We start from the raw sequence: 12,099 nt of genomic DNA, 5'->3' as shown, positions 1-12,099 counted from the left end.
TTGCGGACTTTCGTTTTCAACACCTAGTTTCCCTTTCGGTTTTTCCATGTCTAATTACCAGGTCCGTCCTGCAACGCTTCGCGATGCGAAGGCGATTGCACAAATCCACACCGCTTCTGCTTTGGAAGCCTACCGTGGCATCGTGCCTGACGACCAACTGAAAGCCATGTCTTCCGTCGAGAAGCGTCAAGCTTACTGGCGTGAGGCGATCGAATACTGCGAGCCCCAAGTGCATGTTGCCATTGACGGCGACAAGATCGTAGGCTTTGTTGGTTTTGACCGTTCCCGTGACGAAAAATCTCGCCAGACCACTGGTGAGGTGTGGGCCATCTATGCGGCCCCTTCGCACTGGAACAAAGGTGTCGGCGTGACGCTGTGGGATGCAGCCCGCGAAGGTCTGCAAGAAGAAGGCTGTACCAACGTGACCGTTTGGGTGCCGCTGCGAAATGAGCGTGCTTTGCGCTTTCATGAGATGGCTGGCTTCAAGCGTGAAATGTCGACCGCCAAGACCACCCCAGTGGGCGGTATCAAGATTGAGGAAATTCGCTTAAAGCGTCCCTTAAACTAATTGCCGCCTCACGGCCCGCTTCGGCGGGCCGATTTTTTTGTATTTCGACTCTTCACAGAAAGCACCACATGCTGCAATGGCAACACCAAGGCATTGACCACCAAGCTGCTTGGCGCAGCGAAAGCGGCCTGCCCGCGCCACGGCGTGTGGTCGTGGCGGACGACACCATGCCCGCCGATACCGCTTACCGCTTGGCCTGCGAAGGCACCGCCTTGCTGTGGCAGGGTGATTTTCACAATGCCCGCCTGTTGCTGGATGCGCTCAAGCGCCGCCTGGACAAGCCTGCTGGCAAAAGCACCGCCAAAGCACGCAAGCAGCTGCGAGCGTCTAGCCAGCAAACGGCACAAACCCCGGCAGAGGCTTTTCACCACTACCGCATGGCACAAGGCCAGCGCGCGCGCGTGCTGGGCAGCATCCTGATTGCGCTGCAGCCGGACTACAGCATCGCGCTGCGCCGCGCACCTGATTGGAAACTGGCATGCACCGAGGCTTGGGGGGCGCCCACAGCGGATGCCACCGTGCAAGTGCTGACGCTGCGCGAGTTGCTGGGCGTGGTGGGGGCGCATGAGTGGCGCAAAAAAGGGGTGGCCATGCCCGTGCTGGGCAAGGAAGCGCGCATTTACCCGCATTACGGTGTTTTTTCCCCCGTGCGTGGCGAGTATGTGGCACTGGTCAATGAGGCGCCTTTGCCTGAAGGTGCGCGTGAGCGCGCCTTTGATATTGGCACTGGCACCGGCGTGCTTGCGGCGCTGCTGGCCAAACGCGGTGTCAAGCAGGTGGTAGCCACCGATATGTCGCCCCGTGCGCTGGCTTGTGCGCAAGACAATATTGCGCGCTTGGGGCTGAGTGAGCGGGTGCAGCTGCAGCAGGTCGATTTGTTCCCCGAAGGGCAGGCGGCGCTGATTGTCTGTAACCCTCCGTGGTTGCCCGCTCGCGCAGTAACCACGCTAGAGCACGCGGTGTACGACGAGAACAGCGCCATGCTGCGCGGTTTTCTGAATGGCTTGCGCGCGCACCTGACGCCCGAAGGCGAAGGCTGGCTGATTTTGTCGGACCTGGCAGAGCACCTGGGCTTGCGCAGCCGCGAAGAGTTGATGGGCTGGATCGATGCTGCAGGCCTGTACGTGGTCTACCGCATGGATACTGAGCCGACGCACGGCAAAGCCCAAGATAGCAGCGATGCATTGCATGCAGCACGTTCGGCAGAGATGACTTCGCTGTGGCGTTTGAAGGCCAAGGTGGCCTAACCCACCTGCATGCATGCATACGGGCGGGCATGTGTGCCTGCGCCTGGAGGCTTAACTGGTCTCTAGGCTGCGTTCGGGCAGCATGTGCATCAGCTGCTGGCGAATGGTTTCTGCACGCTGTGCGCCAGCATGCAGTTGAATGGCCAGCAAGAGTTCGTCGCGCACTGCCAGCATGCTGTCGACGTCGCGGGCTTCACGCAGTCGTTGGCGCAGATGCTGGGCGGTGTCGTGGGCACGGTTGGCAAACATGCGCTCACACAGATCAAACATATACATGCGCAGCCCTGCCAGACTGATGGTTGGGGCGGGGGCGCCAGCAGTGGCTTCGGCTGTGGGCGCTGCAGCGTAGTTGGCGGCTTGCAAGTAACCGGCGTGCAGCAGTTGCTCCACCAGCGCTGCGCCTTCACCGTGGTACATGGCTTGCAACTGATGCAGCGGCGTGCCTTCTGCCAGCAGCAGCATGGAGCGCTCACGCAGGCCCAAGCTGCGCTGGCCAGGGGCGAGCTCAGACTGTGCCTTGGGGGTGCGCTGTAAAAACATGCAGGCTATTGCACCTGCAGCTTGTGACAGCCGCGTGAAACCACCGGCAAAGCCGCAGCAAGCTTGCGACAATACGCGTGGCCGGGGCGGTGGAGTGGATGTTTGTTCTTTTGAAAAGCATAGCTTGCAGCGCTTGATACATAAGCGCTAGAAGCCTTTTTTATACCTAAGTGCCGCCCCGTGAAGGCGTGGTGAAATTTACATGCGATTGCTTTTGGCCCCGATGGAGGGCTTGCTCGATTTTGTCTTGCGCGATGTGCTGACCCGTGTGGGCGGCGTGGATCGCTGCGTCTCAGAGTTCATCCGCGTCAGCGGCTCCCTCCTGCCGGATCGCGTCTTTCTGGGCTATATGCCTGAGCTGCTCAACGGCAGCAAAACCTTGGCAGGCGTGCCGGTGCGCGCCCAACTGCTGGGCTCTGACCCGGGCTACATGGCTGCCAATGCCGCCAATTTGGCGCGGCTGAACCCCGAGGGCATTGACCTGAACTTTGGCTGCCCGGCCAAAACCGTGAACCGCCACGGCGGTGGCGCCTCCATGCTGCAAGACCCGGAAAGCATTGCCAAGCTGGTGGCGGCCGTGCGCCAGGCTGTGCCTGCGCATTTGCCGGTGTCCGCCAAAATGCGCATGGGGTTCAACGACAAAAGCCTGATGCGCGAATGCGCGCTGGCCATGGTGGAAAACGGTGCCTGTGAGCTGGTGGTGCATGCACGCACCAAGGTGGAAGGCTACCGCCCGCCCGCCTACTGGGAGCTGATTCCGGACATTAAAGCCGTGGTGAAGGTGCCGGTGGTGGCCAATGGCGAGATCTGGACGGTGCAAGAAGCACTGCGCTGCCGGGAGCAATCAGGGTGTGACGATTTGATGCTGGGGCGCGGCAGTGTGGCAGACCCCGGGCTGGCGCTGGCCCTGCGCGCGGCCATGGCGCAGGGAACGCCACCTTCGGAGGCCGTACCCGCTGAGATTGCGCCCGCGGTGCCGTGGGCCGCGATGCTGCCCCACCTGCAGCGCTTTTGGTGGCTGGTGTGCCGCGATCTCACGCCCAACCAGCGTGCGGGGCGCCTGAAGCAGTGGCTGAACCTGATGCGCCGCCGCTACCCTGAAGCGGAAGTTGCCTTCCAGAGCGTGCGGGTGCTGACGCAGCAAAGCCTGGTGGCCGACTGGCTGGAGCAAGAGTGTGCACGCTACGGCGCAGACTTTGTGCTGCATAAAAATGAGCTGTCAGCGTACGTAGATCGTATGCCTGAAGGTATTCCTGCACTGAATTGAAGCGCTGACCAGCGCTGGCTGCTCTCACTATGAAAGCGGCGGGCTGCGCCCGATGCGCTTGGGGCATGCACACAGCGCATTGCCGGGATGGCCGACATTTCCGGCGCTGCCCGGTGTGCCGCAACCAGGCCCGTGAAGCTGGCGACGGCGTTACAGCAGGTGGTCGGGCGCCAGCGGGCCGATCAGGTGAATCATCATGCGCAGCGGCAAGCTGGCGTCGGGTTCGCGGGTTTGGTCGCCCCAGTCGCTGCCTTGCGGCGCACGCCAAACGAGTCCGTGGGCAGTGTCTTCCACCAGCCAAGCGGCTTCTTGCAAGCTGGCTTCAATGTTGGCGGTGGCTTCCTGCGCCAGTTGGCGCGAGGCAATCAGCAGGGCAATTTCGGTGTTGTGCAGTTGGGAGCGCAGGTCCAAATTCATGGACCCCACCACGGTGAGCTTGTGGTCCAGCACCAGTATTTTGGAATGCAGCATGGCGCGTGAGCCACCTTGGGAGCCGGTGATGGTGCCTGCGGTGCCGCGCAGCGTGCCGGTGCCCACGCGGCCGTCCTGCAGGCTGCGCAGTTCATACAACTCAATGCCGAGCGCCAGCAGTTCTTTGCGGTGCCGTGCGTAGCCCGCATGCGCCAGCGGCGCATCGTTGGAGGCCAGTGAATTGGTCAGAATGCGCAGCCGTATGCCGCGTTCGCGTGCACGTGCAAAAGCACGCTTCATATCGTTGCCCGGCACAAAGTAGGGCGAGACAATCAAAACGTCGGACTGGGCTTGGTCAATCAAGGCCAGCAAGCCGCTGACCACGTTCTCCTGGGCAATGACGGGCGTCATCACCTCGCGCAAAGCTTGGCGGCTGGTGGAGTGGATGGCCCCGGCAGGGGGCAAGACGCCGGGCGCCAGTTGCTGGGCCAAGGTGGTAGGGGCTGGGGGCGGCTCATCCCCCGCAGGCTCGGGCGCCAGATCCTCAGTCGCCATCCCCTCCGGTGGGGAGTCTTCCGGTGGCGGCAAAATTTTTCCTGGCGTATCGGCCAGCACCAAGGATGGCGCCCAGATCCAGGTTATCGCCGCCAAATTCATGGGAGGCAAACTGGCCGTTTTGCTGGTCTGAATGGCTGTCTGGATCAGTGCGGCTTCGTCTTCGTGGTCGTCCGGGGTGCGGCGCAGTTGAAGCAGTTGTTGCTCAGAGATGAGCGCGCTGACCGGGTAGGCGCGCGCGTCATTCCAGTAGCGGTCGAAGCTGGAGGACAACTGGCGCACGGCATCGCCTGCCGCCATGATGTCTAGGTCAATGAAGTTGTCGCTGTCCAGCGCATCAAAATAGGCATCGCCCAGGTTGCGCCCGCCGGTAATGCCGATGGTGTTGTCCGCAATAAACAGCTTGTTGTGCATGCGCTGCTGGGTGCGCTGAAAGTCAGCCAGCGTCGAGAGCGCCCGCATCACGGTGGAGCCACGCGGCCCGGCCAAGGGGTTGAACATGCGCATCTCAATGCCCGGCACAAACGCCAAGCGCATGATTTGCGCATTTTTGCCTGCGCCATGGAAGTCATCCAACAGCACGCGCACGCGCACACCGCGCTCAGCGGCTTGCACCACAGCCTCCAGCAAGCGTGCGGTACTGGCGTCGGCGTGGATCGCGTAGTACTGCAAGTCCAAGGTTTGCGTGGCAGATTGCACCAAGGCCAAACGGCTGGAAAACGCGGCATCGGCGCCGCCCAGCAAGGCAAACCCTGTGCGGTACGCCGTGCCGCTGGCCTGCCGCTGCGCTTGCACCATCTGCCCCAGCGGGGTTTGCAAGGGCTGTGCCAGTGCATAACTGGCGCTGCGCGGCGGCATGGGCGGCAAGCTGCCGCAGGCACTGAGCGCAAGCACCGCAGCACACCAGCAGGCTGTGAGAAGGTGGCTGCGCCAAGGGAAACGCATGTGCGCCAGAGGCAAGATGGACATGGCTCAGGTATAGCGGTGCGCGTAAAGCGCACATGTCGGACGTCAGAGGGTTTGACGGTGGTTAACGGCTAAAACTGATCGCGCGCCGCCACACGAGCCACGATGCGCAAATCGTCGCCAATGCGCGCGATATCGTGCCACTGCAAAGGCGTGGCTTGGGACAGCGCTTGCAGCGGGCCAAACTGGGCCATGCCCATGGCGCCTGCACCCAGCAGCTTGGGTGCCATGTACAGCAGCAACTCGTCGACCAAGCCCTCACGCAAGAAGGAGCCGTTGAGTTTAAAACCTGCTTCGACATGCAACTCGTTGGTGCCCCGAGCGCTCAGATCACGCAGCATGGCTGCCAGATCGACCTTACCCGCCGCGTTCGGCATAGCAATAACTGTAGCGCCTAGCGCCTGCAAAGCCTCAGTTTTAGATGGGTTAGTACTTGAAGTGTAGATGGTGCAACCGCTGGCTGCTTTTAAAACATGAGCATCCAGCGGCATGTCCAGCTTGCTGTCTACCACCACCACTTTGGGCTGGCGTGGGGTGGCAACCTCGCGCACGTTCAGGCGTGGATTGTCTTCCAGCACAGTGCCAATCCCCGTGAGCACGGCACAGGCGCGCGCGCGCCACGCGTGGCCATCGGCACGGGCCGCAGGCCCGGTAATCCACTGGCTTTGACCATTTTGCAAAGCGGTGACACCATCCAGTGAGGTGGCGGCCTTCATCCGCACCCAGGGCGTGCCGCGCACCATGCGGCTGAAAAAACCGATATTGAGCTCACGCGATGCTGCACCGGCAGCATCGTCCATCTCCACAGCAACGCCCGCCGCGCGCAACTTGGCAAAGCCTTGCCCGGCCACCTGCGGGTTGGGATCGGTGATGGCGCCGACCACCTTGGCGATGCCGGCATCGATCAACGCGTTGCAGCAGGGGCCCGTGCGCCCGGTGTGGGAGCAGGGCTCCAGCGTGACATAGGCCGTCGCCCCACGGGTGTCATGGCCTTGTGCCGCCGCATCGCGCAGCGCCATGACTTCGGCATGGGGTCCTCCGGCTTGCTGGGTGAAGCCTTTGCCAATTACTTGGCCTTGGGTATTGACTAAAACGCAGCCAACACGCGGGTTGGGATTGGAAATGAAAAGCGCCTGACGGGCAAGGTCAAGCGCTTGTTGCATGGGGTGGATGGTTGGCGTTACTTCATTCATGGCGACTGGATGGTAACGCACCCTAAACAAGGCCTTGCGGTACCCGTTTTGTGAGCGCCCCGATAAGCCATCACTGGCGCACACTTGTGCCTTTCTCCGCAGGCTTAACGTTTCCAACACTCCGCAGCACTCATGCTGCTGCCGGTAGGCAAGCTAGCGCCTTGGGTCCCAGTGTTGGTCAGCGTCAGTGTGCCGCACTTGTCGTATGCTTGTGCGCTCCCGGTTTTGGGGGCGGCGGTCAGCGTGTAACTTGTTTCGGTGCTGGCACTGAGGCTAATGGTGTAGCGCTTGCTGCCATCATTCGCCCAGCTCAACGCCGCTGGTAAGACAAGGGCTGGGTTAGCATTCGTGGGATACACCCCAGTCGCCGTGGCGGCACGCTCGAGCCACATTTGGGCCTGCAGCAGCCCCGCGCGTGCATCGGCACGGTGACCGCGCATGATGTATTCGGTGTAGCTGGGGTAGGCAACCGCACTCAGAATGCCAATGATCGCTACCACAATCATCAGTTCGATCAGGGTGAAGCCGTTTTGCTTGCGTTGCATATGAAAGTGCATGGACTTTTCTTTCTCTTTTACTTCAACTGACGCCAGCTGGGGCGCATGGAATTCTCAGGCATGCGTGCCAGCGTGTCTCGTCCACCACCACCGCCCGTCAAGTCCACAATGCGATTACGTTTGGTAATCAGAATCGGCGTTCCGGTCTTCACGGCGGCGCGAGCCACCAACAGGTCTTTGGTGTCATAGACACCATCGCCGTTGTAGTCCACTAATTGAATGTTGGGGAGCTTGCCATCCATGATGTTGATGAAGGTGCGGAACTGGCTGCCGGCGCTGGTGTCTACTTTGACCGGCACGCAGCTTTCGTTGATGTTGTCGCTCTCGCTGTTTTTGATGCCGGAAGGCGTTTCTGAATAGACGGCCAAGATATTGCTGCCATCGTAGAATTGCATGGGCTTGAGCAGGCGCTCACCGGTGGCGGGCAAGTCCAGATACCAGCCTTTGTAGTCCTTCCAAGTTTCTTTCTTCAACTCGTTGGTAGCTTTCACGGTGGCAAAGTCCCCGTCTACCTTATCAATATCTTGCTTGGCCAAGGCGACGCCAGTGGCCCCCATCGTGCCTACGGGCGTGGGGGTAGGTATGCATGTGGCAGGGGCAGTGGTGCAGTTCCCCGAGCCAGGGTGAACTTCCAGTGAAGTCTTGTCAGAATTCATGCGGTAGCGTGTGTTATCCAGCACGGAATACAGCGTTTGCACTGGCTGCGTAATGTCGGTGCGGCGATCCTCCTTGGTGAGGTTGCGGCCCGTGCCAAACGCCACCATCATCCCGGCCAAGGGAATAGTCTTGGCATCCGTGCCCGTGCCTACGGTCATGCTGCGGTCGCTCGCACGCACGACGGGGGGGGCGGTAATCGGTTGCACCTGATCCCGTGTGGCACTGTCTGACTTTAGAAGACCACGCGCAGTGAACAAGGGCTTGTTATCACCAAAAGCCACTTTCCAATTGGCGTCGGTAGTGCTGGTCAGGTCGAACTTCCAGAGGTTGCCAAGATTATCGCCCGCGTAGGCGATATCAGTTTTTCCATCGCCATCCAGATCCACCAAAGCTGGGGCTGCCAAGCCGTTGTCTTTGGCGTTGTCACTTCCAGTGGCGACTTCCGCAGGGACTGCATGAATACGCTTGAGCGCCTTGTCTCCATCCAGATACTGCACCAGCAAAACGGGGCGCTGGTTGGCACTGTTGTAACCATTGCCCATCACCACCGCCCAGCGGCCGTTGTTCATGCGTGTGATTTGGGTGGTTTCTTGCAGATTGGCGGGGTTGCGTCCCGGTTGAGCAGTGATGTTGCCGATGTCGTTATTTTCTTCCACGGCCGTGCTGCAAGCTGTCTGCGCTGCACCACTGAGCAAGCTGCAATTGGTCGCTGCTTCGCTGTTGCCACTTGTGCGGTCCAGTAGGACATTGGAGCTGTCAAAGGAGGCGGGATTGGTGACGTCCAGCAGAAAATAGCCTTTGCCACCGGCTCCTAAGGTGCCGACCAGCATGGTTTTCCATGTTTCGCCATCTTTGATGTCACCCGTCATGGGCGATCCATCCACGTAATATTGGTGTTTGTAATCCTTGTCCGCTAGGTTTCTGAGATTGCCCACGACGCCACGCGGTACGTAGGCGAGCACCTCCTTGCCATCTTTGGCTGAGAACCCATGCAACATGCCGTCATTGCCACCGACATACAGGATGGGGGTACGGTCCTTCTGGGCCTTCACAAAAGACGAATAACCCATTGCGTAGTTGCTGATGGGACCGCCGGTGTACCAGATTTCGGAGTTGACGATATCGCCTTGGCGGCTATAACGCACGCGCAACGGCTTGTTGGTCGTGGTGCCTTCTAGCGATCTGTCGCCGCGGATGTAATTAACAAGGTTTTTTGCCTGGGTCTTTTGGTCTGCAGTGAGATCAGCGGTCGTTGTAATCCCCAGCAGAGCCTTGATCTGGGTCGTGCTGTAGTCGATGGTTGCATCCGCTGCAGTTGGCCATTTGAAGGCGGTGCCCGCATTGTTTTTATCGCTCCAACTCAAGACAAGTCTGCCGTCTGGATGGCCATCCACAGGCAATAATTCGTCCAGCCGGTCGGCGGTGCTCTTGCCTTTCCATCCAGAAATTACGTCAGGAAAGCGGAAGCATTTTTTTTCAGGATCGTCTTTCGTGGGGCAGGCATATTCCTCGGGCTCAATCGCGCGGGTCGCTTTGATATAGCCGCTCCAACCGTCCTTGGGGCTATAAACCGAGGCAAAAATACCCGCATTCGTTTGTGAAACGTTGTAACCACTGGTGCTGCCGCCGCCAGCAATCGAGTCTGGCAAGGGCGCGCTTTCCTCGTTGATCTTGCCAATGATTTCTGTGAATGCTTTGGCGAGGTCTTCAGCTTCGGTGACTGCATAGAAACGTCCGCGACCATTGATAGAGGCGTGCCAAAGGTCCAGAGCCCGGTCAGACTTGGAATCACTTTCATGGTGATTGCTAGACAGTAGGTTAGGCCATTGCGCCCAGCCGGTCACCAGATCCACAAAGCCATCCGTGTAGCCAAACGGCACTTTATCGGTTGGAGCTGTGATGTTGGGGCTGAACTGCCATTTGGTTGCTTGGTCACTGAAGCCAACCGTGTACGTGACCATATGGGGCCAGGTTGCGGGATTGTATTTTGGGTTCCAGTATTTTTCTAAATTGACAGATTTTGTTTCAGTAACAGTTTTTTGAGTCCATTTTATGCATCTTTTTTTCCAGCCTTCCCACGTCCAATAATTTTCCGATTCGAGACAGGGTTCTACGTCAGTTGTGATTGTTTTAGTTTTAGTGAAATTCTCGGTTGTGGGTGCATCTTCATAAATCTTGGATGGTTTGAGATTTGCAGAATCTATGAGTTTTTTTGGATCTTGTAAAGGATCCATCCAGCTTTTTAGTGCCCAATCGGCCAACATATTGGAATGACCGTCGTAATAGACTTTGGTTTGATCGGAGGTTGTCTTGTAGGCCTTTCGGTCATTCAATTCCTCCCAATTTATTCCGTCTTGGTCACCGCTCTTGTGTGAATCTGAAAGACTATTCCACACTCCGTCTGTCATCATAATGTGGTAATTACGGCGGCAACCCAGGTATTCCGTTGCTTTGCTGCCGGTACCGCCGGGGTCTGTGGACCACGGTCCGTTTTTGTCCGTAGCTGCTCTCATATAAGCATCGGCTTGGCTGAACATTTTGTGTGATGGTGTTCCTCCGTCTGCCTTCAATCCACCGATAAAACTTAAAAAATTATCTCGATGTTTATCGTAGACAATACCTTTGTCAGGAACGTAGCTGCATCTTCCAAGTGTTCCTGAATTGCTTGTACGGATAATACCTGTGATTGGGTCACAATCTTCTTCTCGTACATTGCCCCTTCTGTTCAAGGTCCATACATATCTACCAGTGTCCAGCTCTACTTCTCTCGGAATCAAAGCGTCAATTGGACGCATTGAATTTTTTTTAATATTGCCGTCAGTGCTTATGACACTGGTGTCACTGTTGTTCATGGCCTGCCAGGCAATTCGAATTTTATTTTCTGGTATTAGCTCTTTATTATTGAAAACCGTTTTTAGGGTGTATTTGAGAACATTGATACGCTTGGCATTGCTAGCCCAGGTTCCGTCATCATTGGGTTCGGTATAGCCCTTTCCAGTTGCCGAGGTGCCGCCACTGGTGGTTTTGATGCCCCAATCCATACTCCCCGAATCATCCACCGAAATAATCACATTCGGCGCCACAAAAGCCGATTTGGAGGTGGGCAGTGGCGGTTCCTGCACCAGCTCCAGCGCCCAGCTTGCGGAGGAGGGCAGCGTTGCGAGGATGGCAATCGTCAGTAGCTTGTGTCGAAAGGGTAGGTGTTGGGTGCCAGGCATGGTGCGCTCCTTGGTGGGGGAATGAGAAATAAAAGTAAAAAATGCTTGAAATGCTTGCTGGGTATGTGCTTCTAGCTATAGATTTCATATTTTTAACGTCTTATTTCAATCCTTCATTCGTTGGCGTGCGTAGGTTTGCTGTAGGACCACCATGGTTTCTGCCTTGCGGCCTAATGCCACTGCGGTGATGCGGTAGATCACCTGCAGGTCCAGATTCAGTGGCAATTGGTTGGTGGCAGCATCTGTGATGAGGGTGCTGTTGTTAGCGGTGTCGCTGTAGCGCATGATTTCTATCCAATACCACCCTCGCTCGGGATTGGTTGCGGTCAGGATGGGGTTGATAGGGCCGTTTGCAGTTGTGTTGGCGGCCCCGGTGTACTGGCCGTAGCGGGCTGCGTGCAAGGGCAGGCCCGTCTCGTCGTCTATACGCGTGAGTGCAGAGAGGGGAACCTCCCCCAGAGTGGTATTGGCAGCGCTGGGTATTTCGGTGGTTGCTGTTTTGTAGTTCCAGAAGTCCTGTCGCCCTACCCGTCTTACGCAGAGTGCATGTTTGCAGCGGGTTGCCTCAGCTTCTAACTGTGTCAGCAAGGGTGGAACTTCCTTGGCGTCTGCTGGAAACTGCAAGCTGTTGGGTTGGTAAGCGCGGCACGGAGGGCCGATGCATGCGGAGCCATCGGCCATCTCGCCGCGGATGTCGAGTTCGGCATCCTGCAGCAGTGCCTGGGCGGCTTCAAAAGCACGTTGGTAGTCGGCATCGTTGCCCACAATCATTTCGCTGAACAGCGCCGTGCGTGATGCCCAGAGTGCCAGCAGCATCGACAGCATGACAAACACGATGACCACAAACAATGCGGCGCCGCGCTGGCGGCGGTGTGGTGGGTGTTGGTGGTGAGGGGTTTGCATACGCTGTGGGTTGTGTG

9 protein-coding genes are annotated in these 12,099 nt (G+C 58.2%); 3 read left to right on the top strand and 6 right to left on the bottom strand.

Annotated features, from left to right (window positions below; all coding sequences use genetic code 11):
* Window positions 1-46: 46 nt before the first annotated feature.
* On the top strand, window positions 47-568 hold the full coding sequence (locus QEP12_RS03115; RefSeq protein WP_219163990.1) for a GNAT family N-acetyltransferase: 522 nt from the start codon (window positions 47-49) through the stop codon (window positions 566-568).
* Window positions 569-636: 68 nt separating this feature from the next.
* On the top strand, window positions 637-1,815 hold the full coding sequence (locus QEP12_RS03110; RefSeq protein WP_174863069.1) for a methyltransferase: 1,179 nt from the start codon (window positions 637-639) through the stop codon (window positions 1,813-1,815).
* Window positions 1,816-1,866: 51 nt separating this feature from the next.
* Here the strand turns inward: QEP12_RS03110 and QEP12_RS03105 are convergent, their stop codons facing one another.
* A complete protein-coding gene (locus tag QEP12_RS03105) occupies window positions 1,867-2,355 on the bottom strand; it encodes a hypothetical protein (protein ID WP_174863070.1) in 489 nt (162 codons plus the stop codon).
* Window positions 2,356-2,557: 202 nt separating this feature from the next.
* Here QEP12_RS03105 and QEP12_RS03100 point away from each other — a divergent pair, with 202 nt between their 5' ends.
* Window positions 2,558-3,622 (top strand): tRNA dihydrouridine synthase, encoded by a 1,065-nt coding sequence (locus QEP12_RS03100; RefSeq protein ID WP_284213315.1) that lies wholly within the window; start codon window positions 2,558-2,560, stop codon window positions 3,620-3,622.
* 150 nt (window positions 3,623-3,772) lie between these two features.
* Here the strand turns inward: QEP12_RS03100 and QEP12_RS03095 are convergent, their stop codons facing one another.
* From QEP12_RS03095 to QEP12_RS03075, 5 genes are all read right to left on the bottom strand, one after another.
* Window positions 3,773-5,557 (bottom strand): phospholipase D family protein, encoded by a 1,785-nt coding sequence (locus tag QEP12_RS03095; RefSeq protein WP_284213314.1) that lies wholly within the window; start codon window positions 5,555-5,557, stop codon window positions 3,773-3,775.
* A 68-nt stretch (window positions 5,558-5,625) separates the two neighbouring features.
* Window positions 5,626-6,747, bottom strand: a complete 1,122-nt coding sequence (gene ribD, locus QEP12_RS03090) for a bifunctional diaminohydroxyphosphoribosylaminopyrimidine deaminase/5-amino-6-(5-phosphoribosylamino)uracil reductase RibD (RefSeq protein ID WP_246254199.1) — start codon at window positions 6,745-6,747, stop codon at window positions 5,626-5,628.
* Between the two features lie 104 nt (window positions 6,748-6,851).
* Window positions 6,852-7,292: a type IV pilin protein gene (locus QEP12_RS03085; protein WP_284213454.1), complete on the bottom strand. Its 441-nt coding sequence runs from the start codon at window positions 7,290-7,292 to the stop codon at window positions 6,852-6,854.
* 29 nt (window positions 7,293-7,321) lie between these two features.
* Entirely contained in the window at window positions 7,322-11,179 is a 3,858-nt protein-coding gene (locus QEP12_RS03080; protein ID WP_284213313.1) for a pilus assembly protein, read from the bottom strand.
* Window positions 11,180-11,284: 105 nt separating this feature from the next.
* Entirely contained in the window at window positions 11,285-12,082 is a 798-nt protein-coding gene (locus tag QEP12_RS03075) for a pilus assembly PilX family protein (RefSeq protein ID WP_174863078.1), read from the bottom strand.
* Window positions 12,083-12,099: the final 17 nt, after the last annotated feature.

It is taken from the genome of Comamonas jiangduensis, from assembly GCF_030162955.1.
Lineage (GTDB): Bacteria > Pseudomonadota > Gammaproteobacteria > Burkholderiales > Burkholderiaceae_C > Comamonas > Comamonas jiangduensis.
This window is presented reverse-complemented; position numbering and strand designations above follow the sequence as displayed.